This is a genomic window from Streptomyces kurssanovii (genome assembly GCF_040677245.1).
Lineage (GTDB): Bacteria > Actinomycetota > Actinomycetes > Streptomycetales > Streptomycetaceae > Streptomyces > Streptomyces kurssanovii.
Window position 1 is genome coordinate 88798 of sequence record NZ_JBFAQK010000013.1, and the last position, 25098, is coordinate 113895.

Genomic DNA, 25098 nt, shown 5'->3' on the forward strand with positions numbered 1-25098 from the left:
GACGGCGGAGAAGAGGGAGGTAGCCATGGCCACGATCGATCTGGTGGACGCGCTGAGCGACCGGTTCTCCGGCGAAGTCATCGTGCCGGGGCAGCCCGGATACGACGAGCGGCGCCGAGTCTTCAACGCGATGGCCGACCGCCGTCCGGCCGTGATCGCCCGCTGCGCCGACGCCCCCGATGTCGCCGCGGCCGTCGGCTTTGCCCGTGACCGCGGCCTCGTCGTGGCGGTCCGCTGCGGCGGCCACAGCGTCGCCGGACTGGGGACCTGCGACGGCGGCGTACTGATCGACCTCGGCGGACTGAAGTCGATCGCCGTCGATCCCGAGGCGCGCACGGCCACGGCCGGCGGCGGCGTCCTGTGGGGCGAGTTCGACGCCGCCACGCAGGCCCACGGCCTGCACGTCCCCGGTGGCCGCGTCACCACGACAGGACTGGGCGGCTTCACTACGGGCGGCGGGTACGGATGGACCTCCTGCGCCTACGGGCTGGCGTGCGACAACCTCGCTTCTGTCGAGGTCGTGCTCGCGGACGGCAGCATCGTGCGGGCGAGCGAGGACGAACACGCCGAGCTGTTCTGGGGTGTCCGAGGTGGCGGTGGGAACTTCGGCGTCGTCACCGAATTCGAGTTCCGGCTTCATCCGCTCGGCCCGACGGTCCTCGCCGGAATGACCATGTTCCCGGTCGAGCGCGCCACAGAGGTGCTGCGTGGTTGGCGCGACTGGGCGGACGCCGCACCCGACGAGCTGTCCACGGCCTTCGTCGTACTGAACGCTCCGCCCGAGCCGTTCGTACCGGCGGAACTGCGGGGCGGGCCCGTCGTCGCGGTGCCGGCGCTCCACGTCGGCCCGCCCGGGGCCGGGGCCGGTGTGATGCGGCCGCTGAGGGATCTCGGGCCGGCTGTCGATCTCATCGCTCCGATGCCCTACACCGCCTTCCAGGCGATGCTCGACCCGTCGGCGCCGCCCGGCTTCCGCAGCTACTGGCGCGGGGAGTACCTCCGCGAACTGGGCGACGCCGCGATCGACACCTTCCTCACGCACGCTGTCGACCTGGCCGTGAGCGGAGCTCCGCTGAGCCAGGCGGTCATCTTCCGGATCGGCCAGGGAGTCGCCGCGGTGCCGGACGGGGCGACGGCCTTCTCCCACCGCGACGCCGCCTACCTCTTCCACCCGATCTCGGTGTGGTCGGACCCGGGCGAGGACGAGCGCCTGATCACTGCCAACCGGGCGTTCGCCGCCGCGATGCGCCCGTTCGGCACGGGGGCGGCGTATCTCAACTTCACGCCGGAGGCGGACCGTGTCCGTGACGCGTTCGGTGAGGAGAAGTACGCGCGTCTGGTGGCGATCAAGGATGCCTATGACCCCGGCAACCTGTTCCGCCTCAACCAGAACATCCGCCCCAGCGTGCCCGCGGCGACCGCGGTCGTGTGAGCGCACTGTGCCGCAACGGCGGGGAGCTGGTCATCGGACGGGCCGGCCCCCTGCCGTGCCCGGCCCGGTCACGGCTCCAGGATTGACCGCCCGGGCCCCTGCGGCCGACGCCGCGGGACGGCGAGAGCGGACCGGCGGCGAGTCCTGCTCAGCGACCGCGCGCCGGGCGCTGGGCCTGCACGATCAGCAGCACGCCGCCCAGCAGCACCGCGGCCCCGGACATCGTGACGGCGGAACGAAGGCCGCCGGCCTCGACCAGCACGGCGCCCGCGACCTGGATGACGAGCGCGAGAGCGATCGCCAACTGCGCCCACCCGAAGAGATGCGGACGGACGATGTACTGCCGCTGCACGGGAAGCAGCCAGCCCGAACGGAGCGCGGCCACCCCACTGACTGCGACGAGCAACGCCATCAAGCCGAGCGGTATGCCGAGATACAGAGTCATGTTTCGCCTTCCTTGTGGCGCGAGCATGGCACGCCGACCGCGCCCCTGACCAGACCGTTCTCGCACTTCGCGCGGGGTGCCGGGGGTGAGCCGCGGCACGGGCGCCGAGATCGATCTCCCCCGGGAACAGTTCAGAAGCGAGGAGAGGGTCACCGGCGGAGTCGTCGTTCGCCGCCCGCCCGTCACCGGGTGGCGGCGGCTCCGCGAGGAGCAGGAACTCCTACGTGATCAAGTTCAGGACGGCGTGCCGGTCGGCGGGGGGCCACAGGGTCTGGAGGATCCGGAGGAACGCATGCCCGGCCGGCACCCGCGGGACGCGCCCGCCCGCTACGAAGCGATGTCGGCGCGGACGTCACGGAACGCGGCCGCCGGGTCCGTGGCGCGCGTGACCGTCCGGCCCACGACGACATGGGAGGCGCCGCCGGCGACGGCCGCACGGGGGGTGTCCGGCCGGGCGTGCTCGGCCGGCGACTCACCGGGCAGCGCGACGCCGGGCGTGACGATCAGCGCACCGGCGCCCAGCACGCTCCGCAGCACCGCGACGTCCTGCGGCGAGGCGATCACACCGTGGCAGCCGGCCTTGTCCGCCAGCCGTGCCAGCCGGAGGACCTGCTGCTGCGCCGCATCGTCGACCCCGATGTCGGCAAGATCCGCATCGGTCATGCTGGTGACCACGGTCAGGGCGAGGACGCGCAGGCCGGGGAAGCCCCGGGCGGCATCGACGGCGGCCCTCATGATGCCCACGCCGCCCATGCTGTGCACGGTCACCATGGAGACCCCCAGAGCTCCCGCGGCCCTCACCGCACCCGCGACCGAGTTCGGAATCTCGAAGAGCTTGAGGTCGAGGAAGACCTGCTTGCCCTGCGCCACAAGGCGCTTGACGACGTCGGGACCGGCCGCCGTGAGCAGCTCCAGACCGACCTTGTAGAAACGGCACTCGTCGCCCAGCCGCGAGACGATCTCGTCCGCGGCCGCACGGTTGTCGCAGTCCAGGGCGACGATGATCCTGCTGCTCGGCTCCACGACGTCATTGTGCCTGTCCGGGGGAGGGGGACGTCGCACGGGTCCGGCACGCTGCTGTCCATGAAGGAAGGCGACCTGATCGGCACTCAGGCCCCGCGTCGCCGCATCAGGGAACCGGCAGAGGCCATCGCGGCGCTGGAGCGCGCCGTCCCCGCTCCAGCGCTGACGCGACCACGCCGGAAAGCACCGCGAACTGTTCGCTCCCCAACCCTCTGCCGAGCAGGCGCCGTTCAGGTAAGTTCCCTCTGTGCACGGCGAGTTGATCTCATGATGCGCGGCTGGCAGGGGGAGGCGGGGGAGCGCCATGGGCGGGAGACTGTACGGTCAGCAGGCCCTGCAGGAAGGCTTCGTCCCCCGGCTGGTGGGACTGCACCACAAGGACGGGTACCAGGTCCCCCTCGCGTATCCCAAGGGCGCGCCCGTGGTGCGGATCGTCGGCGGACGCGGGAGCGGCAGGACCGCCCTGCTGGGCGCCGTCCATGACGCGTACAACGGCCGGGTGCCGCTCGCGCGGGTCGACCTCGAGGCTCCCGGTTTCGGCGAGCCCGGCGTCGCCGACGGCGACGACGACGTCCCCAACGCCTCCCGCATCACCCACCTGCTGTATCTCCTCGCCTACAAACTCGGCCTGGAGGTACGGCACTTCGGCAGGCCCCTGGCCTTTCCCCGGCTGTCCCTCGGCCTCCTCGTCGTCACCGCCTGGCGCCCGCTGAACAGCGACGGGACCGATGTGCGGCCGCCCGACCTGCGCCGGGCGGAGGCCGATCTGCGCACCCTCATCACCGCGGAGGACCCCGACGTACGACGCCGCAGGGAGAGCCTCGGCCGCTGGTTCGACGTCGTCACCGACAACCTCCCGCAGGTCCTGTCCGCCGTCCCCGGGCTCGACAGCATCGCCGGGATCGTCCTCGACACCGCCCGGGCGCAGCTCGTCAAGAGCGAACCGGACAAGGGCGCGCTCGCCTGGTGGGGCGGACGGCTGCACCGCTCCCAGGGCTACCAGGGCGACTCGCTGCAACGGCTCTTCCAGTTCGTCCGCGGCTTCCGCAGGCTCGACGACCGCCGGCGCACCGCCGAGGAGCATCTCGTCGCCGCCGTCCTCGACGACATCGACGCCAACTACGGCACACTGCGCCGGCTCAACAAGAAGCCCAGGCCGCTGCTGCTCCTCGACAACGCCCACACCGGCGTCGGACGTACCTTCCTCGACCTGCTCGACGCCGGGCACGGCGCCCCGGGCAAGGACCCGACGCGGCCCGTGGTCCTCGCCACCCTCCTCGGCAGGGGCCACGGGCACCCGCCGCTGAGCGAGGTCGGCGGCGACGCCGTACCGCGGGCCCGGCCCCTGGTACTGAGCATCCCCGACATCGAACCGGCCCACATCGCGGAGATGCTCAGCCCCGTCGACTACCCCGACCATCTGCCACGTGTCGTCGCCCGCTACAGCGGCGGCCGGGCGGCGAGCGCCCGCATCCTCGCCGACGCGGCCGTGCGGCGCGTCCAGGAAGCGGGCACGATACGCAGCGGCGAGCTCCTCGACGAGGCCGCGCCCGCGCTCCTCGGCAAACTGCTGCCCGACCCCGTGATGCGGGAACGCCTGGTGCTGCTGTCCGCCGCGGCCGACCCGCGCACCCGGCGCGGACTGTGGACCTTCTCCCATCCCGAGGACCACTCCGAGGACCTGGTCGCCGCCCGTGTCCACGAGGCCGACGACTACCGCACGCGCTCCTTCCTCGACGGCGACCGCGCGCTCGACCTGCTGCTGCGCCACCGGCTGGCCGCCACCACCACCCACGAGCGGTGGCGCGACACCCAACTGCGCCTGCGATCCCTGTGCGACCCGAGAAGCGACACCTATCTGCACCACACGCTCGCCCTGGGCCGGGTCGAGGAGGTGGTGTGCGTCCTGCACCACCGGTTCACCGTCGCCCCGCCCGCCGAGTGGCTGACCACGCTCAACCTGATCTGCGCCGCACCCCACCCGCGCGAGGGCTACGAACCCCCCGCCGGTGGCCCCACCCTGTCGTGCACGGCCTGTGGCAGCGACGTCACCGGCCCGCACCACGAAGCCGTCGCCGCCCTGGTGCCTCTGCTCTGGCGGCTTTCCGACCCGCTCACCCTCGCCCCCCGCGAGGACGAACTGACCACCGTCCGCATCGCGTTGGAGACGCTGTACGGCAACAAGGCCGCGCACGCCGCCTACCGCGAGGCGTCCGCCGCCTGGCCGGCCCGTCTGCGGGCCGGAGCACAGGCTCCCGACCTGCCCGTCCAGGAAGGTGCCGCGTCATGACGTCGTTCATCGCAAGACTCCCCGGCGGACCGCTCACCAAGGCGGCCGGTCTCGTCGTCGCCCTGGCCGTGCTCGGCGCCGCCGTGTGGACCGGCATCGTCGTCTTCCGGCCGGATCCGGCCTGCGGAAAGGGCATCGAGGAACGGGGCCCCGAGGGCGCCCGGGAATGCACGGGCGTCACCGACGGCAGCTTCGTCTTCGCGGCCAACCTCAAGGAGGTCAGCGCACGGATCAAGGCCGAGAACGAGCGGATCAAGGACGAACCGCACGTCTCCGTCGCCGTGATGCTGCCGATGGCGCCCGCCCAGGCCTTCGAACAGCAGAAGACACTGCACGAGGTGCAGGGCGCCTACCTCGCGCAGTACCGCGCCAACCACGACTCCAACAGCAAGAAGCCGGCGATACGGCTGCTGCTCGCCAACCCCGGCCGCAGCCACAGCCATTGGAAGCCCGTCGCAGAACAGCTCGGCGCCATGTCAGAGTCCGAGGCCGACAACCTCCGGGCCGTGATCGGTTTCGACGTCTCCACCGCCACCACGCAGGCGGCCATCGGCTATCTCACCCGGGAACGCGGCATCCCCGTCGTCGGCGGCCCCATCACCGCCGACGACTCGGGCAACAGCCCCCAGAGGCCCGACGCCTACCCGGGCCTCGCGCGGGTCGTGCCCACCACCACCGACCAGGCCAAGGCCCTGTCCCACTTCAACAAGGACATCGACCCGAAGCACACCCTGGTCGTCGAGGACATCCGCACCGGCGACAACTACGTCGACGCCCTCAAGCGGGCCTTCGCCGAACGGACACTCGGATCGCCACGCGCACCCGAGCAGTACCGCGCGCCCGAGGAGTTCCACGAGGAGGGCACCACCGCCAACGCCTTCGACCAGATGGTCGACACCATCTGCACCTCGGCCGCGAAGGTCATCTACTTCGCCGGACGCCCCGTCCAGCTACGGCAGTTCGTCAACGAACTCGGCAACCGGGGCTGCACCGAGAAGAAGTACACCGTCATCACCGGCTCCGGCGCCTCCACCCTCTCCTCCGACAAGCTCCTCGACTGGGACGCCTTCCGCAAGGGCGTGACCCTCCAGTACGCCGCCGTCGCCCACCCCGATGCCTGGACCGGCCCCAAGGCGCCCGCCACCGGCGGCTCGGCGGCCGCCTACCGCACCCTGGCCGAACTCGCGACGAGCAAAGAGGTCGGAAACATCGGCCCCGTGGAACTCACCGACTCGCGGACCATCACCTTCTACGACGCCGGTCTCACCGCGATCACCGCCATCCGGATGCGCGACGACGGCGACCCCGTCATCCCCACCCTCGGCCGCATCAGCGACGCGTGGCTGAGGCTGCACGGCATGGGCAAGGTCGACGGCGCCAGCGGCTGGATCTGCCTGGACAACTACGGAAACCCCTACAACAAGGCGGTCTCCGTGGTGGAACTCGCGCCCGACGCACCCGGCCGCATCCGATTCGTCGGCCTCGCCTGGCCGACCGGGCGTCCCACACCCGCGGACTGCACCGCGAGCCGCACCTGACACGACACGGCGGCCGGACGCCCGGGGAAGGGCGCCCGGCCGCACAGCCCGTGCCGCTCAGCGCCTCCCGCCCGTGCGCCCGGCCGAGGCCGCACCCGGAACCGGAGCCGCCGCGTTCACATGACGTGGGATGCGTGTGATGGTCCGGACGGCGTCCGTTCGGCGCCGAAGGACGGCGGTGCGCCGCGCGGAAGGCACCTGACAGACGGAGGGAGTGGCGATACGATCACCGCGATGACTACTCATTCTGCTGGCAGATTGGGGGCCCCGTCCGCGCAAGGTGAGTGCTGATGCTCACGTGGACCGCGAACGAGGATTCCCGCCTTTCCCTCTGGCTGCGCGTGCGAGAGTTCGCCGTGCCGCCCTCCATGATCGAGACCGCTACAGCCCGCCGCCGTGCCGGGGACTGGGCGGGGGCGTGTGCCGCCGCAGGCTTCGATGTCGACCTGGATCTGCGTTCCTCGGCACGCACCCACGGCCGGGATCTCGCGGACCGGGTCCGGGCCGATCTCCGCCGTCTGGCACCCGACCTGCTGCGCTGGCACATGCCGAGGATCGCTCCCGACGGGCTGCTGCGCCCCGGCCTGACCATCTCCCTGGCCCGCTACGAGGCCGAGGGGCGCGACGGTGAACACCCGGTGCACCTCGTCGCCCGGACGCCGCCGGCCTGGGCGGACGCCGGGCAGCGGATCAGCCTCGCGCTGTGGGACGGGTCCCGCCCCGGGGCCGGTGACTCCCGTCATCCGCACCCCCGTCCCGACCGGCGGTTCCGTCTCGATCTGCACCGCCACCTGTGGGACGCGTGCAGGGCCGGCGAACTGCGGACGCGGTCCGGGGCCGATCCGCTGTCCGCGGACGGCAGTCCAGCGACGGACCCGGCTCTGCCGGCGGCGGTGCCCCAGGGACACCGCTGTGCCGTGGACCGATGGGCGGCCGAGGCGAGGATCCTGCTCCACGCCGAGGGCCGGCACAGCGGCCCCTTCACCGTGCGGCTCGGGACCCGGCACCGGCTCGTCCTCGCACTGGTCGCGGAGGAGGACGGCGACGGCCCGCCCGCGCCCGGGCCCACCAACTCACCGACAACCCATATCCGTTCGGCCGTATCGCGGGTCGCCGTGGCGTCGACGGACGGCGTCCGCCCGCCCGCGATCGTCGCGGTGCCGACGGACGGCGGCGCCTCCGCCCTGCCGGTTCTTCCCGACGCGGCGACCTGGGTGCTGCCCGACCTGGAGTTGGTCCGCACCGGTCTCATCGAGGCCGGCCGGCTGCACCCGCTGGTCGCCGCGGCACTCGTACCGGACCATCCACCGGTCCCTCCGTCCCGGAGCCCGCACGCAGCGGGACGGCCACGCCTCGTGGAGTGCCGTGGCGCTCGGCACCGGATCGGCCTGGCCGACGGGGTACTCGCCCCGCTGGACCACGATCCGGCGGAGATCCGGCGGGAAGAGCTGCTGGCCGCGCTGACCGGTACTCCGCTTCCGTGCCTTCAGGCCATCGACGAGGCGCACCGACGTCCGGACTGCCTCGACGGAGTCCGGGAGCGCCTCGCCCATGGCGACACCGCCGGTGCGCTGGCCGTCGTCGAGGGCCTGTTGGGCCCCGACGCACTGCTGCGCCGTGGCGCTCTGCGGGACGCACTCGAGGCTGCAGCGCTGCGGCGGATCACCTACGGCCTGTTCCGGGCGGGTCTGGTCGGGCCCGGGCCCGACCGCATCCCGCCGGGCCCTGCCCGGCCCCGTGACCACCGCTCGCGTCCGCGTCACACGATCTCTCGCTGACCCGGGGCCCCGCCCCGTCGTCCCGTCCTTCCGCCGACCGGCCTCACACGGCCCGCTCGGCTCCCCACGAACACACAGGTGACCGAACATGCCCACATACACGCCGTCCGCCGAGACCGGCATCCTCTCCGATCCGGCGGCCCACGCCGGCTCCCAACTCGACGTCGCCGCCGACCTGCTGGCGCTGCTGCGCGACACGGACACCGAACCACGTCCCGACACCCAGCTGGAGGCCCTGACTCTGGCCGTGGCCGCCGACCTGCCCGTACTCCTGTGGGGCGAGCCGGGGATCGGGAAGACCGCGGCCCTGACGCAGCTTGCCGCCGCCCTGGACCTTCCCCTGACAACGGTGATCGCCAGCGTTCACGAGCCCTCCGACTTCTCGGGCCTGCCCGTGGTCGGAGACGACCCCGCGGAGCAGGGCGTCCCGATGGCCCCGCCGGACTGGGCGGTGCGACTGGTACGCGCCGGGCGCGGACTGCTGTTCCTGGACGAGCTGTCCACCGCGCCGCCCGCCGTGCAGGCGGCGCTCCTCCGCCTCGTGCTCGAGCGGCGGATCGGTGCCCTGCGACTTCCGCCCGGTGTCCGCATCGTGGCCGCGGCGAACCCGCGGTCCTCGGCCGCCGACGGCTGGGAACTCAGCCCACCTCTGGCCAACCGGTTCGTCCATCTTCAGTGGACCCATGACCACGACGTGGTCGTACGCGGTCTCGGCGGCACCTGGCCCCGGGCGACCTTGCCGCGGCTCCACGCGGAGAAGCTGCCGGACGCCGTGGACTTCGCCCGCCGTGCCGTGTGCGGGCTGCTCGCCGCCCGCCCCGGGCTCGTGCACCGGCTGCCCAGCAACGAAACACGACGTGGCGGCGCCTGGCCGTCACCTCGCAGCTGGGACATGACACTGTGCCTCATCGCCTTCGCGACCGTGGCCGGCTCCTCAAGGGAAGTGCTCTCCCTGCTGGTCAGGGGCACGGTGGGGGACGGTCCGGGGCTGGAGTTGCTGGCGAGCCTGGACCGGATGGACCTCCCGGACCCCGAACTGCTGCTCGCCGACCCGGAACGCGCCGCGCTGCCCGAGCGGGGTGACTTGCGCCAGGCCGTGCTCGACGCTGTGGTGGCGGCCGTCCGCCGGCGCCCCGACAAGCCCCGGTGGGACGCGGCCTGGGCGCTTCTGGTCCGGGCGATGGAGACCGGGGCGCCGGACCTGGTGGTCGTCCCCGCGACCACGCTCGCCACGCTGCGCCAAGAGGCCTGGGACGTGCCGGCGTCGATCGAGAAGCTCGCCGGCGCGGTGTCCCTGTCGCGGCAGGCGGACCGGGCGGCGGCCCGCGCCGCGGCCGTCGCGAAGGCCGGACGATGACCCCGGCCGCAACGGAGGTGCCCGACCGCGACGAACCGGCGCTCGCCGCGAGGATGTCGGGCGGTGGCGAACCGGCGCCCGCCGCAACGACACGGGACCGTGACGAACCGGCCGCCACGAGGATGCCCGACCGCGACAACGCCCCCGCGCCGGGCGCACTGGACCGCGACAAGCTCTACGCCGCCCGCCTGCACGCCGCCCGGGTCCGGCCCTACCTGGCGACGGCGCTGTTCGCCCTGAACGCGATGGAGTCGCGGCGGGTGCCGACCATGGCCGTCGACCGGCACTGGCGGTGCTACGTCTCCGCGGCCTTCGTGGACCGGACACCGGTGGAGGAACTGGCCGGAGTATGGGTGCACGAGGTGTCGCACCTGCTGCGCGACCACCACGGGCGCAGCGACCGGGTCGCCAGGGAACGCGGGCTGACCGGCCCGGGGGAGCGGCTGCGGATGAACATCGCGGCGGACTGCGAGATCAACGACGACGTGTTCGGCGACGGGCTGGTCAGGCCGGAAGGGGCCGTCACGCCGGCGTCGTTGCAGCTGCCCGCGGGGGAGCTGATGGAGGACTACCTGCGTCAGTTCCGGCTCGGGCCGCGTACCCAGAGCATGAGCTGGCTGGACTGCGGCAGCGGCGCCGACGGACTGGAACGGGACTGGGAGCTGGGGCCGGACGGCGCCCACGGTCTCAGCGCCCACGAACAGGACGCGGTCCGCTTCCGCGTGGCGCAGGGCATCAACGCCCGTCCGGGAAACACCCCGAAGGGCTGGCGGCGGTGGGCCGAGGAGGCGTTCCAGCCGCCGCAGCCGTGGCGGGAGTTGCTGGGCGCGGCGGTCCGCTCGGCGGCCTCCGGCGCCGGAGCCGGCGAGGACTACACGTACGGCCGCCCTTCGCGTCGCTCGGCCGGGATGCCCGGCGTCGTGCTGCCGAGCCTCAGGCGCATGCCGCCCCGGGTCTGCGTCGTCATCGACACGTCCGGGTCGGTCAGTGACGCCGAACTGGGCAGCGCGCTCCGGGAGGTCGCCGCGATCTCCCGTGCCGTGGGCGGACGCCGCGACCTGGTCGGCGTGCTGCCGTGCGACGCGGCGGCCAGGACCGTGCACCCGCTGTGCCACGCCGAGGGGATCCCTCTGGTGGGCGGTGGCGGTACGGACCTGCGCACGGGCTTCGCCAAGGCGCTGCGGGCGCAGCCCCGGCCGGACGTCGTCGTGGTCCTGACGGACGGTCAGACGCCCTGGCCGGACACGCGGCCACCGTGCCGCACGGTGGTCGGCCTGTTCCCCCGGCACCCGTCCGCGTCGTGGGACGAGAACGACCCCGAGTACGTGCCCGACTCGCCGCCCGAGTGGGCGCGAGTGGTCGTCATCGGGTCGGCTCCCGCCGGTACGGCGGGTCGGTGACCGAGCCGGCCGTCGTGCGCCCGGGCGGCGCGGGCGAGCGTGACCGCGGCCGCCCCGGGCCGGCGCCTAGGACGGCGTCCGTACGGCGAGGACGGCCATGTCGTCGTGCCCTTCGCCGGGGTAGTTGTCGACGAGGGTCCGTACGAGATCCTCCAGCGGCATGCCGGGGTGGGCGCGCGCCAGTTCGGCGAGCCGGTCGAGGCCGGAGTCGATCGGATGGTCGGGATGCTCGACGAGCCCGTCGGTGAACATCACCAGGATGCTGCCCGCCGGCAGCACCCGGACGTGGTCGGGGCGGTGCTGCCTCGGGTCGACGCCCAGGGGCAGGCCCGGCTCCTCGACCAGGTACTCGGTCCGGCCGTCGGGGTGGATCAGCAGGGGAGCGACATGGCCCGCGGAACTCCAGTGCAGTCTGTACCCGTTGTCCCCGGTCTCGATGCGCGCCAGGCAGGCGGTGGTGAGCGGGAGGTCGGTGATGGCTTCGAGGGTCTCGTCCAGTTTCCTGAAGATCTCGCTCGGCGGTGTGCGGCGGTCGTAGAGCAGGGCGCGAAGCATGTTGCGGGTCTGGGCCATGGCGGCGGCGGCATGCATGTCGTGCCCGAGTACGTCTCCGATGACCGCGGCGCAGGCGTCGTCGGGCAGCAGGATCGCGTCGTACCAGTCCCCGCCCAGCCGGCCCGGGTCGGCCGCGGGCCGGTAGACGGCCGCGCCCTGGAAGGGGCTGAGGTCGGGCAGCGTGGGGAGCAGCAGGCGCTGGAAGTGTTCCGCGGAGTCGCGGACACTCCCGTACAGGCGGGCGTTCTCGATCGCGATGCCCGCGGCGCCGGCGAGCGAGACGATGACGGCCTCGTCCTCGCGGTCGAACGGCCGCCCGTCGCGGCGTTCCGACAGGTACAGGTCCCCGTAGATCTTGCCCCGGACGCTGACGGCCACCCCGAGGAGAGTGCCCATGTGGGGGTGCCCCGGCGGGAAGCCGACCGAGGAGGGGTGTGCGGCGATGTTCTCGACCCGCAGCGGTTCGGGATGGTGGATCAGGTGGCCGAGCACCCCGCGGCCGCGCGGGAAGTCGATCCCGGCGAGCCGTGCGCGCTCCTCGTCGGACAGACCGGCGGTGATGAACTGTTCCAGGGAGCGGCCGGACCGGTGCAGTACGCCCAGCGCGCCGTAGCGGGCACCGACCAGTTCCATGGCGGTGGTGACGATGCGGTGCAGCACCTCCGACAGCTCCAGCTCCCGGCTGATCGAGAGCACCGCGTCCAGGAGGCCCTGCATCCGGTCCTTCACGCGCGACAACTCCCGGAGCTGCGCGACGATTTCCTCCACCTGGGCATCCAGACGCCACCGCAGGTCGCGCTCCGGCCCCGAAGCTCCCTCGCCTGCCGCCATGACGGTCTTCCCTCACTCCGTACGCCACCACCGGCTGCCTCGCCGTGACCGGCCGGGCCGCCCGTCCGGCCCGTTCCGCAGGGGCGCCGGCGCCGATGTCACCGAGTCCGCCGGCAGCACATCGACCCTCGCACATCCCTGCCGCAAGCCGTGGCAGGCCCCGCCGGGGTGGGCCGAACTCATGGACCGTGGCGGGACGTGCTGCCATTCTTGGCCCATGGGAACGGGACGGCGGAGCCAGGCGGAACGGGACGACATCACGGTGGAGATCGGCTACGCGCTGCTCAGCGCCTGCTTTCTCGGCGGCGTGGTGTTCGCGGCGGTCGCCGGCCCGGCCTTTGTCTGGTCGCTTCCACCGGTGGCCGAGAGGTTCCTGCCTGCCGCGGGAGCTGTGGTCGCCGGCGTTCTCGCGGTGATCCGTGTCGTCCATGTCCTGTGGCGACACGCGGCTCAGCGCCGCTGACGCACCGGCGCCGCTCGGCTTCCAGCCTGGCCGCCACGGAGCGGGCCGCTCCCGACATCGCCGCCCGAGGGTGCGACCTCTTGACGTGCTCCTGACGTCGCGGCTTCATGGGAGCGCTCCCATAGGTCCGATGTCCACGTTTCTTGGCCCCCCACTACTGGAGTCACGGTGAGAACAGCGAGAGGCACGACAGGAACGAGCAGCACGAGCAGAAGCGCGATCAGAAGACCGGCGCGAGGTGCCACAGGGCAAGCCGCAGCAAGTGTCACCGCGAGAATCTCCGTCGTGGCCCTGCTGGCCGGACTCGCGGTGGTCCTCGGGCTGCTCCTGCCCGGCCCCTTCGGCGCCACCGCCGCACAGGCACAGCCATCCGATGTCCGTGCCCCCGGGCTCCACATCAGCGACGGCCGACTGCTGGAAGGCAACGGCAACGACTTCGTCATGCGGGGCGTCAACCACGCCCACACCTGGTACCCGGGGGAGACGCAGTCACTGGCCGACATCAAGGCACTGGGCGCCAACACCGTGCGGGTCGTCCTCTCCAACGGCCACCGCTGGACGAAGAACAGCCCCGCGGACGTGGCGGCCGTCGTCGCGGACTGCAAGGCCAACCGGCTGATCTGCGTGCTGGAGGTGCACGACACCACCGGTTACGGCGAGGAGGCGGCCGCCGGCACACTCGACCAGGCGGCCGACTACTGGATCGGTCTGCGCGAGGTGCTCGCCGGCGAAGAGGACCACGTCGTCATCAACATCGGCAACGAGCCCTGGGGCAACACCGACCCGTCGGGCTGGACCGCTCCCACGACCGACGCCGTCAAGAAGCTCCGCACCGCGGGCTTCGAGCACACGATCATGGTGGACGCGCCCAACTGGGGCCAGGACTGGCAGGGCGTCATGCGGGCCAACGCCCGGGCCGTGTACGACGCCGACCCCACCGGGAACCTGATCTTCTCGATCCACATGTACAGCGTCTTCGACACCGCCCAGGAGATCACCGACTACCTGAACGCGTTCGTCGACGCCGGACTGCCCCTGCTCATCGGCGAGTTCGGGGGCCCCGCCGACCAGTGGGGCGACCCGGACGAGGACACCATGATGGCCGCCGCCCAGCAGCTCGGACTCGGTTACCTCGCATGGTCCTGGAGCGGTAACACCGACCCGGTCCTCGACCTGGCCATCGGCTTCGACCCGAGCCGGCTCAGCTCCTGGGGCGAGCGCATCTTCCACGGCGCGAACGGCATCGCCGAGACCTCCCGTGAAGCCACCGTCTACGGCGGCGACCCGGGCGACACGCAGCCCCCGACCGCTCCCGGCGCCCCGACCGCCTCCGCCGTGACCGCCGACTCGGCCACCCTCGGATGGCCCGCCGCCACCGACGACGTCGGCGTCACCGGATACGACGTCGTCAGCGTCGGCGGCGGCTCGGAGACCAAGGTCGCCGCGTCCTCGTCCACCACGGCCACCGTGACCGGCCTCACCGCCGGCACCGCGTACACCTTCGCCGTCTACGCCCGCGACGCGGCCGGGAACCGCTCGCCCCGCTCGGCGACGGTGACCGTCACCACCGACGAGGGCGGCACCCCCGGCGCGGGCTGCGCCGTCGGGTACCGCGTCGTCAACGAGTGGCCGGGCGGCTTCCAGGGTGAGATCGCCGTACGCAACACCGGCGTCGCCGCCATCAGCGGCTGGACCCTGGTATTCCGCTTCGCCGACGGCCAGCGCGTCGCCAACATGTGGGGCGGGACCCCGACCCAGGACGGCGGCACGGTGAGCGTCACGCCCGCCTCCTACACCTCCGACATCGCTGCCGGCGGTTCGGTGACCGTCGGCTTCACGGCCACCAAGGGCGGCGCCAACTCCTCGCCGACCGCCTTCACGCTCGACGGCAGCCCTTGCGCCACCGCGTGACCTGACCGTTCGGTGACCGTCGGGGGCGTTCCCCGGCTGCCGGGCTGAGCGACCCCTCCCGCGGGGCGGGGCCGCTCAGCTTCGGGCGGGGTCCCCGATCGGTTCGCTGTTTTGTGCCACCCCGAACGGGTTGTCGATCGCGTAGCGCCAGTATCCGTCCGCGCCACGACGGGCCACGTCCGTCGCGGTGCCCTCGATCCGGACGGGCTCCCCGTCGGGCGTGGTGCCGGCGATGACGAAGTCGACGATCAGCAGCGCCAGATCACCGACGACATATGTCTGACGTGGCGCCACCCGGATCGGGACGCGCAGCCGGAGGAAGTCTCCGTTGGCACGGAGACGCCCTGCCCCGGTGACCATATGGCCGGGCGTCGGCACGAAGCCCGCACCGGGCTCGTAGAGCTGGTCGAGGACCTCCGGATCAAAGGTGTTGAAAGCTCGCTCGAAGACGTACGGGTGTTCGGCGGCGCTGGTCGCCGGCAGCACACTGGTGGAATGCGTCATGTGGCAAGCGAACAGCCCGCGGAAACAGGTAACCAAACGGAAACCCACGCCGCGTGGGACGTGGAGCTCGTGCCCGGCCCGCGGGGCCGCACCCGACGGCCGGAGGCCGACTGCCCGGTCGAGGTGGCCCTCGCGGCGGTCTCCGGCCGCTGGACCACACTGCTGCTGAGGGAGTTGATGGGCGGCCCTCGCGGCTTCACGGAGCTGCGGGAACTGCTCCCGGAGCTGTCGGCGAAGGTGCTGACCGACCGGCTCCGAGCACTTCAGGACAGCGGCCTGGTGGAGGTGGAACGCAGACGCGGCTTCCCCGTGCGCACGCGATATGCCCTCACAGAGGCCGGCCGGGCGCTGCGCTCGCTGCTCGTCGAGCTGTACGCGACAGGCGAGGAACTGCTGCGCCTGAGATGACCCGCGACGGGATCAACGGCCGGCTCGCCCCCGCGGTGCGGCGCTGCCTGACGGCGGAACCGCCCTGGAGGCGGACGGGGAAGCGGCCTCGGAGCCTCGAGAAGTGCGGCATGTGCGCCTGATGCTGCGCCCTACACTTTCTGCATGACGCAGAAGGACGAACCGCTCCTCACGGCGGAGGATGCCGGGCGGGCCCGTCTCATGGACGAGCTGCGCACCGCCTCACGCCGTTATATGGCCTCGTACGCCCTGTTCAACCAGGCGGTCGCCGACCATCTGCGGCTCCACCCCACCGACCTTCAGTGCCTGAACCTCCTCAGCCTGGAGGAGGAGCCGGTCACCACCGGCCGCGTCGCCGAGCTGACGGGACTGACCACCGGCTCGGCCACGCGCCTCGTCGACCGCCTGGAGCGCTCCGGCCATGTCGTCCGCGAGCGCGACACGAAGGACCGCCGACGGGTGCTGGTACGTCCGGTGCCCGAGCGGATGGCGGAGCTCGGCGCGCTGTGGCAGCGGTTGAACGGCGCGTACACGGCGATGTTCGACGCGTACGACGACGACGAGATCGCCCTGCTCATCAGCTACATGCGGCGTACCGTCGAGCTGTCGGCGGCCCAGACGGAGCGTCTGCGCGCCGGCGGTCCCGACCTCTAGTGACCTGAGTCGGAGATTCGTCGTTGGTTTGACATGAGTCGTCCGGGTCCGAAGATTCCGCCGTTGTGGGTGACCGATGCCCAGCGGGCCCTGCTGGAGGGCTGGGTGCGTCGACGCTCGACGGCCCAGGCTCTGGCCCAGCGTTCAAGGATCGTGCTGGAGTGCGCCGAGGGACACTCGATCATGGAGGTGTCACGCCGACTGGGTGCTTCTCCGGACACGGTCCGCACCTGGCGGCGGCGTTTCATCGAACGCGGCCTGGACGGCCTGTCCGACGAGCCGCGGCCCGGCGTCCCACGGACAATCACCGACGCCGACGTCGAGTGGGTCATCGTCAAGACGCTCGAGGAGACACCGAAAAACGCAACCCACTGGTCGACCAGGTCGATGGCGGTGGCCACCGGCATGTCGCAGTCCGCGATCTCGCGGATCTGGCGGGCGTTCGCGCTGGCCCCGCACCGCTCGCAGACGTTCAAGCTGTCCACGGATCCTCTGTTCATCGACAAGGTCCGTGACGTAGTCGGCCTGTACCTGGACCCTCCGGAGAAGGCCCTCGTCCTGTGCGTGGACGAGAAGTCGCAGATCCAGGCAGTGGACCGGTTCCAGCCCGTGTTACCGATGCTTCCCGGGGTTCCAGAGCGTCGCAGCCACGACTACGTCCGGGCCGGCACCAGCACCCTGTTCGCGGCCCTGGAGGTCACCACGGGGAAGGTGATCGGCTCATTGCACCGCAGGCATCGGGCCGTGGAGTTCAAGAAGTTCCTGGCCAAGCTGGACAAGGAGGTGCCCGCCGACCTGGACGTGCACCTGATCCTGGACAACTACGTCACCCACAAGACGCCGGTCATCAAGAAGTGGCTGCTGGCGCATCCCCGTTTCCATCTGCACTTCACACCGACGAGTTCGTCCTGGCTGAACCTGGTGGAGCGGTGGTTCGCCGAACTCACGCAGAAGAAGCTCAAGCGGGGCGTCCACCGCTCCGTCCAGGCCCTCGAACGCGACATCCGGTCCTGGCTCGCCGACTGGAACGACAATCCACGACCGTTCGTCTGGACGAAGACCGCCGACGAGATCCTCGACAGAGTCGCAGCCTACTGCCGACGAATCTCTGACTCAGGTCACTAGTGGAGCTCCTACGGTCAGGCCCGCCAACTGAAGCACTTAGCCATCATGTGAAGCGCTCAGTTACACGCTCCGCGGAGCTAGGACCTGCCTCTTTGACTTCATGTTGATTGGAGAACCTGCGAGGGTGGTGGCCATGCCGCAGCTTGGTCACCGTCTCCGGTCCTTCAGGTTCACGTTCGGGCTTACCCCGACCCGCTTCGCGGCGTGCCAGAAGACAGGTGCCCCAGCTCTGAAGCATGCCCTGGCGGATCAGTCGACGCTCTGTGGCATCCCTTCGGGCCAGGTGACGGTGTATCGGCACCTGTTCGTTGCGAAGAGGTCCGGAACGTGCTCGGACTGCCGGGTGAAGGCAGCCGATGTCTCGTCCAGGCTCTGAGTCAGGACTTCCCTGACGAGCGGGCGCCCTTGGCGTTCCGTGGCCGCGTCCAAATCAAGATAGATCATCTCAGTCGTGGGCGGCCTGGCATCCCCGCACGGGTCCAGACCTGCGGGCCCTGGATCTGCCTGGCCGAGGTCAGTAGAGCCAGCGGTCCAGAAACCCTGACCAGAGATACCCCTCGTAGCCGTTAAAGGCCGTCGGGTCGATCTCCTTCAGCTCCTCGGCCTACCGGTTCAACTCGGCGAAAGCCCGCTCTTCCTCCTCTTCAGAGAGGTACTCCTCGGGGCCGTCCGGCTCGCTGAGAAGCGGTGAGGCGGTGACGCGACTGCCGTAACGGTGAAGGACGTCGAGCCACACGCCGACACCCGAGTTGGCGAACCACGCCTCCCCATCCGGCATGACGAAGTAGACCGCCCCGGTCCCCGGCTCAACACCGAACGATGACCGCTCGGCCTGATCATCAGAGTCCGCCTGCTCGGTGAGACGGTAGAGCGGGCCCCGGGACGTGCGCAGGACCGGATCAGCCTCGCTCTGCATCACGACTCGCTCGATGAGGCGCGGAGCCGGCGGGATGCCCACCTCGACGAGCTGTGCCTTCATGAAGCCCGGTATCCGCCAGCCGGCCACAATGTCCCGTCCGGCTCGCGTGACGTGTCCCAGACCGGCCCACTCGGTCAGCTGGGCGTACGTCGCCATCGAACGATCCTCTTCGGTCGGCTGTGGTCCTGACCCTATCGAGCCGGTCTCAGCTCAAGGCACGGCCGCACTTGCGGGACAGCCCTTAGAGGTCCTAACAAAGGCGTTGGACGTGTCGGTGGGTGATGAGACAGGTGGCGAGGCCGAGGAATGCTTCGTGGATGTCGTCGCGTCGTTCCCATCGGATGCGGAGCCGACGGAAGCCGTGCAGCCATGCGATCGTGCGCTCGACGACCCAGCGGTGAACTCCGAGTCCGGATCCGTGAGTGACGCCACGGCGGGCGATCACGGGCTTGATGCCTTGCGCCCAGACGAGCCGGCGGTACTTGTCGTGGTCGTAGCCACGGTCTCCGAGCAGGACATCGGGGCGCCGTCGCGGTCGCCCGACCAGCCCCGGAACGAACGGGACCTTAGCGAGCAACGGCAACAGCTGAGTGACGTCGTTGCGGTTCCCGCCGGTCAGCGACACCGCGAGAGGGATGCCCTGTCCGTCGACGAGGACGTGGTGCTTGCTGCCCGGTCGTGCACGGTCGACCGGGCTGGGACCGCTTTTGGGCCCCGCCGAGCGGCCCGCACGTGGCTGGAGTCGATCACCGCCCGAGACCAGTCCAACTGCTTCGCCGCCCGCAACTTTGTCAGCAGCACAGCGTGCGGCCGGTCCCACACGCCGGCCTCGTTCCATGCGGCAAGGCGCCGCCAGCACGTCATCCCGGACCCGAAGCCCAGTTCCTGAGGCAGGTACTCCCACTGGATCCCGGTGTGCAGTACGAACAGGATCCCGCACAAGGCCTGCCGGTCAGGCACCCGCGGCCGCCCCGCAACCAGCTTCGGCCCCGGCTCCGGCAGTAACGGCTCGACCAGCGACCACAGTTCGTCCGAGACGATCCACGGCCGCGCATCCCTCTTCCCCACGGACAGACCAACGAGCATCCAAGCCGACAGTCACACGATCAACGGCTTCTGTTAGGACCTCTTAGGCGCCCGGGCGTTCCCGTCGGCCCCGTCGACGCCGAGCAGGCGGAGCCGGCGCGCCGGACACCCTCACGCCGTCTGCTCCGCACGGAAGGCGTCGGCGTGTTCCTCCGCCCACTCGGCGAACGTGCGGGCAGGGCGGCCGGTCAGTTCCTCGACGGTCCGGGTGAGGACGGCGGGCGAACCGTCCGTCGAGGCCCAGTAGTCGAGCAGAGCCCGGGCGAACTCCCCCGGCAGGAAGGCGGACACGGACCCCAGCCATTCCTCGCGGGTCACCGTTCGTATGTCCACGGACGCGGTGCGGCCGGCTGCCCGTGCCAGCGTCCCGATCTGCTCGGCGAAGGTGATGGACTGCGGCCCGGTCAGATGGTGGGTGCCGCCGCGCGGAGCCTGCCCGGTGAGCACTGCCGCCGCCACCCTGGCGACGTCGTCCTCGTGGATCGGGTCACCGTGGCTCTGCGGGTACGGCAGGTCGACGGTGCCGGTCGAGCGCAGCGCACCCGCCCACTGGAGGGCGTTGCCCGCGAACGCTCCGGGGCGGAGAACGGTCGCCTCGACCGGGCCGGCGGCCAGTGCCTGCTCGACCTGGAGGTGGGAGGCGGCGATCGGGTCGTCGGCCGCGTCCGGGCTCATGACGGCACTGGACGACAGGAGCACGATGTGCTCGACACCGGCCGCGTGGGCCTGTGCGACAAAGGTGTCGCTGTGCGCCGGCTCGGCGTAGAGGAAGACGGAGGCGACGGAGTCGAGGGCCGCGGGAAACGTCGACGGGTCGTCGAGGGCGCACCGCACGGTCTCCACGTCCGCGGGGAACGTGAGGTCGCCGGGGCTCGCGGACCCGGCTCGTACGGGAAGTCCTTGCCGGTGCAGGAGCGTGACGAGGGCGGAGCCGACTTTGCCGCGGCTTCCGGTGACAAGCGTGGTCATGGAGAGGTCCTTACGACGGTGCGGACGGCAGGCGCGTCCTGCCGATTGAACTGTGCCACGCAGAAGCTGCGTCGCGCAGCTTAATTTCCCGCAGCCCTGACCGGACCGTGACGGGGCTCCGCCGGTGACGGCTCCCGCGCCGGCTGGGGCCCGCAAGCACGTGCGGGGGCGGGCCGACGCGGTGCCCGGCCGCGGGCCGCGCGGCCACATGCCGCACGGCGATGCGCCGCTCGCGAGGCGCTCGCCCGTATTGTGCGGGTATGAGTGCACACTTCGATGTCGTGGTTCTCGGGGCCGGTCCTGGCGGCTACACGGCGGCGGTCCGCTGCGCCCAACTCGGAATGTCGGTCGCGGTGGTGGAGGAGCGCTACTGGGGCGGTGTGTGCCTCAATGTGGGGTGCATCCCTTCCAAGGCGCTGCTGCGCAATGCCGAGTTGGCCCATCTGTTCACCCATGAGGCGAAGACCTTCGGGATCCGCGTCGAGGGCCAGGTCACCTTCGACTACCGGGAAGCGTTCCTGCGGAGCAGGAAGGTGGCCGACGGACGCGTCAAAGGCGTGCACTACCTGATGAAGAAGAACGGCATCACCGAGGTCGACGGAACGGGCGTTTTCGCCGACGCCCACACCATGCGGGTCCGAGGCTCCGACGGCACGGAGCAGACCGTCGATTTCGATCACTGCATCCTCGCCACCGGTGCGACGACGAGGCTGCTCCCGGGCACGAGCCTGAGCGAGCGGGTGGTGACGTACGAGGAGCAGATCCTCAGCGACCGGCTGCCGGGGAGCATCATCATCGCCGGCGCGGGCGCCATCGGCGTCGAGTTCGCGTACGTGCTGCACAACTACGGCGTGCAGGTCACTCTGGTGGAGTTCATGGACCGGGTCGTTCCGCTGGAGGACGAGGACGTCTCCGCGGAACTGGCCCGCCGCTACCGCAAGCTGGGCGTCAACGTACTGACGTCCACGAGGGTCGAGGCGATCAACGACGAGGGCCCGCAGGTGCGGGTGCATGTGACGACGGGCGGACAGCGTCAGGTCCTCGAGGCCGACAGGGTGCTCCAGGCGATCGGCTTCCAGCCGCGGGTGACCGGCTACGGTCTGGAGAACACCGGCGTACGCCTGACCGACCGCGGGGCGGTCGAGGTCGACGGGCGCTGCCGCACGAACGTTCCTCACATCTTCGCGATCGGCGACGTCACGGCACGGCTCATGCTCGCGCACGCGGCCGAGGCCATGGGCATGATCGCCGCCGAGACCATCGCGGACGCGGAGACGATGGAGCTCGACTACACCATGATCCCGCGCGCCACCTACTGTCAGCCGCAGATCGCCAGCTTCGGCTGGACCGAGGCCCAGGCGCGTGAACGCGGCTTCGACGTGCGGGTGCAGAAGTTCCCCTTCACCGCCAACGGCAAGGCCCACGGACTGGGAGATCCCGCCGGCTTCGTGAAGATCCTCAGCGACGGCCGGCACGGGGAACTGCTGGGCGCCCACCTCATCGGCCCGGAGGTCACCGAACTGCTGCCGGAACTCACCCTGGCCCAGCAGTGGGACCTGACGGTGCACGAGGTCGCCCGCAACGTGCACGCGCACCCCACACTCGGCGAGGCCGTGAAGGAAGCGGTCCACGGGCTGGCCGGCCACATGATCAACATGTAGCCGCCCCTCGCGTCGCCCGGTCCTGGTCAGCCGGTCGGTCGGCGGTCCGTTCCGCCTCAGCCGCCGGTCGCTCGGTCGGTCTGCTCCGGGTCAGCCGGTCGCGTCGGCGGTCCGTTCCGCCTCAGCCGCCCGTCGCTCGGCCGGTCCGCTCCTGGTCAGCCGCCCGTCGCATCGGCGGTCCGTTCCGCGTCGGCCGATCCGCGTCGGTCGTCCGCGGCGCCGTCGGTCTCCCAGCGCAGCAGGTCTCCTGGCTGGCAGTCCAGTGCTTCGCAGAGCGCGGCGAGCGTCGCGAAGCGCACCGCCTTGGCGCGGCCGTTCTTGAGCACCGCCAGGTTGGCGGGGGTGATCCCGACGCGTTCCGCGAGCTCGCCCACGGACATCTTGCGTTTGGCGAGCATCACGTCGATGTCGACGGCGATCGGCATCAGATCACCTCGTCCAGCTCGGCCTTCATCCGGGTCGCCTCGACATCGCGCGCCACGGCCTGGGCGAGCAGCATCCGCATCACGAGCACGACGAGCGCGACCCCCAGGACAGCCAGGCCGGCCCCGCCCACCAGCAGGACGATCCCGGGAGCGACGGCTTCGCCCGGCGCCAGGACGGCCCCGAACGTGAACACCAGCAGGGCGGCCGCCACGACCGCGCCGATCACGATGTCCACGTACCGAAAGGCGGCGTGGGAGAACAGCGTCCCGCGCCGCACCATCGTCACCAGCCGCCACACGCAGACCAGCACGACCTCGACCGTCACGATGCCGAGGACCATGATCACCAGGACCGGGGTGCGCAGGTGTGCGACGTCCGCGTCCAGCTCCCTCATGTCGATGGCCAACAGGGGCACCATCACCGCCTGCACGAACACCGAACCGGCGAGCAGCGCCACGATCACGGCGCGGAGCGCCAGCACTGTCAACTTTCCCATCGCTTCCCCTTCAATCGAACTGCGATGGAAATCTATCGAGATTCGATAGGCGTGACAAGCTGATCGCGCCTGCCTCGGGGTTTCGCGACTCCCTCCACGCTCTCGTTGTCCGACCCGTCGGGGAGCGTTTCCGCATGCCTGCTCGGCGGCGGATCCGTTCAGGTGGCGGAACATCGGACCGAAACCGATATATAGAAAGCGCTTGCGAGAATCATTGACATGCCCACACCCTGACGCCACTCTGGGTCGCACCATCAGGGGCTCCAGCCGGGGAATCGCCTGAACCGGTTGACGTATTGACCGTCCGTCAGTCGTGGCGTACCTTCCTCCGCAGTTCTCATATACGAACAAGGTTCAGTATCTAGAACGACTTGAGTCCGTGACGGTCTCAGCAACTGCCACCCCCACCACCCACCGACTGGTACCTGCGGCCGACACCGCAGGTGGTGAAAGGAACGCCGAGTGAGCACACGGAACCACCATCGAAGAAGGCGCGGTCGTGTCGCCGCCTCTGTCGCAGCCGTCACGGCCCTGATCGGCGGCGGCCTCACCGCGCTGTGGATGACCGGCTCCGCGTCGGCCGCGGCGGCGGCCGGCTCGTACAGCGTGAAGAACGCCAACAGCGGACTGTGCCTGACGGTGCCCGGCGCGAACACCTCTGCCGGCGTCCAGCTCGTCCAGGACACCTGCGACGGCGCGGCCGATCAGACCTGGAAGCTCGCGGCCTCAGGCAGCGGCTGGACCCTGACCGCCGCGCACAGCTCCAAGTGCGCCGGTGTACGGGACGCCTCCACCAGCGCGGGCAAGCCGGTGGAGCAGCAGAGCTGCGGCGGCACGGCGACCCAGGTCTGGAAGCTGACGCAGGTCAGCGGCGACACCTACCAGGTCGTCAACAGCAACGGCGGCAAGTGCCTGAACGTCAAGGACGGTTCGAAGACCGCAGGCGCCCTGGTCCAGCAGAACTCGTGCGACTCGGTGACCAGCAAGAGGTGGACCCTGACCGCGTCGGGCACGGTCCCCACCGACCCGCCTACGGAGCCGACGGACCCGCCCACCGATCCGACGGACCCGCCCACCGATCCGCCGGGGTCGTGGCCGACGGCCAACGGCAGCCAGGCGGTGACCTCCACCATCTCGGTCACGGGCACCTACGACGGGGGCATGAAGCGCCTGTACGGCAGTGGTGACCTCGGCAGCGACGGTCAGAGCGAGAGCCAGCCGCCGATGCTCCGGCTGGCCGACGGCGCCACCCTGCAGAACGTCATTCTCGGCGCCCCCGCCGCGGACGGCGTGCACTGCGACGGAACCTGCACGCTCAAGAACGTCTGGTGGGAGGACGTCGGCGAGGATGCCGCGACCTTCCGCGGCAGCTCCTCCGCGACGGTCCGCACCGTCGACGGCGGCGGTGCGCGGAAGGCGGCGGACAAGGTCTTCCAGCACAACGGCGCCGGCACCTTGATCATCAAGAATTTCCAGGTCGAGGACTTCGGGAAGCTGGTCCGCTCCTGCGGCAACTGCTCCACGCAGTACGCCAGGCACATCCAGATCCTCGACACCAAGGTGACGGCCCCCGGCGACACCCTGGTCGGCATCAACACCAACTACGGGGACACGGCGCGGTTCTCACGCATCACGATCAACGGGGACTCCGGCCGCGACATCGACATCTGCACGAAGTACAGGGGCACGACAAGCGGCGAGCCCACCAAGATCGGCACGGGAGCGGACGGCACGAACTGCTTCTACGCCTCGTCCGACATCCGCTACGTCGACTGACGTGAGCTGCGGGCCGTGGGTCGTGAGCCGCGGCCCGCGGCCCGCGGGCGA

22 protein-coding genes and 1 pseudogene are annotated in these 25098 nt (G+C 71.0%); 14 read left to right on the forward strand and 9 right to left on the reverse strand.

Annotation, left to right across the window (positions count from 1 at the left end; all coding sequences use genetic code 11):
- Nucleotides 1-25: 25 nt before the first annotated feature.
- Complete coding sequence (locus AB0K36_RS12685) at nt 26-1432, forward strand: FAD-binding oxidoreductase (RefSeq protein WP_364592271.1); 1407 nt, start codon at nt 26-28, stop codon at nt 1430-1432.
- 148 nt (nt 1433-1580) lie between these two features.
- Here AB0K36_RS12685 and AB0K36_RS12690 read toward each other — a convergent pair whose 3' ends face one another.
- Both AB0K36_RS12690 and pyrF read right to left on the reverse strand, forming a co-directional pair.
- Nucleotides 1581-1877: a hypothetical protein gene (locus tag AB0K36_RS12690; RefSeq protein WP_189465265.1), complete on the reverse strand. Its 297-nt coding sequence runs from the start codon at nt 1875-1877 to the stop codon at nt 1581-1583.
- 327 nt (nt 1878-2204) lie between these two features.
- On the reverse strand, nt 2205-2900 hold the full coding sequence (pyrF, locus tag AB0K36_RS12695) for an orotidine-5'-phosphate decarboxylase (RefSeq protein ID WP_364592274.1): 696 nt from the start codon (nt 2898-2900) through the stop codon (nt 2205-2207).
- Between the two features lie 304 nt (nt 2901-3204).
- Here pyrF and AB0K36_RS12700 point away from each other — a divergent pair, with 304 nt between their 5' ends.
- From AB0K36_RS12700 to AB0K36_RS12720, 5 genes are all read left to right on the forward strand, one after another.
- The gene (locus tag AB0K36_RS12700) at nt 3205-5190 is read left to right on the forward strand and encodes a hypothetical protein (protein WP_364592277.1); all 1986 of its coding nucleotides are present in this window, start codon (nt 3205-3207) and stop codon (nt 5188-5190) included.
- A complete protein-coding gene (locus AB0K36_RS12705; RefSeq protein WP_364592280.1) occupies nt 5187-6728 on the forward strand; it encodes a hypothetical protein in 1542 nt (513 codons plus the stop codon). The genes AB0K36_RS12700 and AB0K36_RS12705 overlap by 4 nt, the downstream gene beginning before the upstream one ends.
- Before the next feature lie 290 nt (nt 6729-7018).
- Entirely contained in the window at nt 7019-8506 is a 1488-nt protein-coding gene (locus AB0K36_RS12710) for a hypothetical protein (RefSeq protein WP_364592283.1), read from the forward strand.
- Nucleotides 8507-8594: 88 nt separating this feature from the next.
- Nucleotides 8595-9863: an AAA family ATPase gene (locus AB0K36_RS12715; protein WP_364592286.1), complete on the forward strand. Its 1269-nt coding sequence runs from the start codon at nt 8595-8597 to the stop codon at nt 9861-9863.
- A 122-nt stretch (nt 9864-9985) separates the two neighbouring features.
- On the forward strand, nt 9986-11263 hold the full coding sequence (locus AB0K36_RS12720; RefSeq protein WP_364592420.1) for a vWA domain-containing protein: 1278 nt from the start codon (nt 9986-9988) through the stop codon (nt 11261-11263).
- A gap of 66 nt (nt 11264-11329) precedes the next feature.
- Here the strand turns inward: AB0K36_RS12720 and AB0K36_RS12725 are convergent, their stop codons facing one another.
- Nucleotides 11330-12649 carry a PP2C family protein-serine/threonine phosphatase gene (locus AB0K36_RS12725; RefSeq protein ID WP_364592289.1) on the reverse strand — a complete coding sequence of 440 codons (1320 nt, stop codon included), beginning with the start codon at nt 12647-12649 and terminating at the stop codon, nt 11330-11332.
- 217 nt (nt 12650-12866) lie between these two features.
- Between AB0K36_RS12725 and AB0K36_RS12730 the strand changes: the two genes are divergently transcribed.
- Nucleotides 12867-13112: a DUF6332 family protein gene (locus AB0K36_RS12730; RefSeq protein ID WP_364592292.1), complete on the forward strand. Its 246-nt coding sequence runs from the start codon at nt 12867-12869 to the stop codon at nt 13110-13112.
- Between the two features lie 276 nt (nt 13113-13388).
- Nucleotides 13389-15023: a cellulase family glycosylhydrolase gene (locus tag AB0K36_RS12735; RefSeq protein ID WP_435877853.1), complete on the forward strand. Its 1635-nt coding sequence runs from the start codon at nt 13389-13391 to the stop codon at nt 15021-15023.
- Between the two features lie 75 nt (nt 15024-15098).
- Here AB0K36_RS12735 and AB0K36_RS12740 read toward each other — a convergent pair whose 3' ends face one another.
- Complete coding sequence (locus tag AB0K36_RS12740) at nt 15099-15527, reverse strand: YybH family protein (protein ID WP_364592297.1); 429 nt, start codon at nt 15525-15527, stop codon at nt 15099-15101.
- On the opposite strand from AB0K36_RS12740, the gene AB0K36_RS12745 reads away from it, so the two are divergent.
- From AB0K36_RS12745 to AB0K36_RS12755, 3 genes are all read left to right on the forward strand, one after another.
- Complete coding sequence (locus AB0K36_RS12745; protein ID WP_364592300.1) at nt 15519-15935, forward strand: winged helix-turn-helix transcriptional regulator; 417 nt, start codon at nt 15519-15521, stop codon at nt 15933-15935. The two genes, AB0K36_RS12740 and AB0K36_RS12745, sit on opposite strands and share 9 nt — an antisense overlap.
- A gap of 144 nt (nt 15936-16079) precedes the next feature.
- Nucleotides 16080-16589, forward strand: coding sequence for a MarR family winged helix-turn-helix transcriptional regulator (locus AB0K36_RS12750; RefSeq protein ID WP_364592303.1), 510 nt, complete (start codon nt 16080-16082; stop codon nt 16587-16589).
- 33 nt (nt 16590-16622) lie between these two features.
- Nucleotides 16623-17714: an IS630 family transposase gene (locus AB0K36_RS12755; protein WP_364592306.1), complete on the forward strand. Its 1092-nt coding sequence runs from the start codon at nt 16623-16625 to the stop codon at nt 17712-17714.
- A gap of 604 nt (nt 17715-18318) precedes the next feature.
- Here AB0K36_RS12755 and AB0K36_RS12760 read toward each other — a convergent pair.
- From AB0K36_RS12760 to AB0K36_RS12770, 3 genes are all read right to left on the reverse strand, one after another.
- Complete coding sequence (locus AB0K36_RS12760; RefSeq protein WP_364592309.1) at nt 18319-18789, reverse strand: SUKH-4 family immunity protein; 471 nt, start codon at nt 18787-18789, stop codon at nt 18319-18321.
- 94 nt (nt 18790-18883) lie between these two features.
- Nucleotides 18884-19719, reverse strand: a protein-coding gene (locus AB0K36_RS12765) for an IS5 family transposase (protein ID WP_435877851.1) whose coding sequence is annotated in 2 segments (ribosomal slippage) — nt 18884-19356 and nt 19356-19719 — 837 coding nt in all. Because the reading frame shifts where the segments join, the coding sequence is not laid out codon by codon here.
- 111 nt (nt 19720-19830) lie between these two features.
- Nucleotides 19831-20688 carry an SDR family oxidoreductase gene (locus tag AB0K36_RS12770; protein ID WP_364592315.1) on the reverse strand — a complete coding sequence of 286 codons (858 nt, stop codon included), beginning with the start codon at nt 20686-20688 and terminating at the stop codon, nt 19831-19833.
- Between the two features lie 260 nt (nt 20689-20948).
- Here AB0K36_RS12770 and lpdA point away from each other — a divergent pair, with 260 nt between their 5' ends.
- Nucleotides 20949-22349: a dihydrolipoyl dehydrogenase gene (gene lpdA / locus AB0K36_RS12775; RefSeq protein ID WP_364592318.1), complete on the forward strand. Its 1401-nt coding sequence runs from the start codon at nt 20949-20951 to the stop codon at nt 22347-22349.
- Nucleotides 22350-22504: 155 nt separating this feature from the next.
- Here the strand turns inward: lpdA and AB0K36_RS12780 are convergent, their stop codons facing one another.
- Complete coding sequence (locus tag AB0K36_RS12780; RefSeq protein WP_364592321.1) at nt 22505-22774, reverse strand: helix-turn-helix domain-containing protein; 270 nt, start codon at nt 22772-22774, stop codon at nt 22505-22507.
- Nucleotides 22774-23271, reverse strand: a complete 498-nt coding sequence (locus tag AB0K36_RS12785; RefSeq protein WP_189465300.1) for a DUF2975 domain-containing protein — start codon at nt 23269-23271, stop codon at nt 22774-22776. Before AB0K36_RS12785 ends, AB0K36_RS12780 begins: the two co-directional genes overlap by 1 nt.
- Before the next feature lie 561 nt (nt 23272-23832).
- Here AB0K36_RS12785 and AB0K36_RS12790 point away from each other — a divergent pair.
- A pseudogene (locus AB0K36_RS12790) lies at nt 23833-24270 on the forward strand (RICIN domain-containing protein); the annotation flags it as partial.
- The gene (locus tag AB0K36_RS12795; protein WP_435877854.1) at nt 24268-25047 is read left to right on the forward strand and encodes a pectate lyase; all 780 of its coding nucleotides are present in this window, start codon (nt 24268-24270) and stop codon (nt 25045-25047) included. The pseudogene AB0K36_RS12790 and the gene AB0K36_RS12795, both read left to right, overlap by 3 nt.
- Nucleotides 25048-25098: the final 51 nt, after the last annotated feature.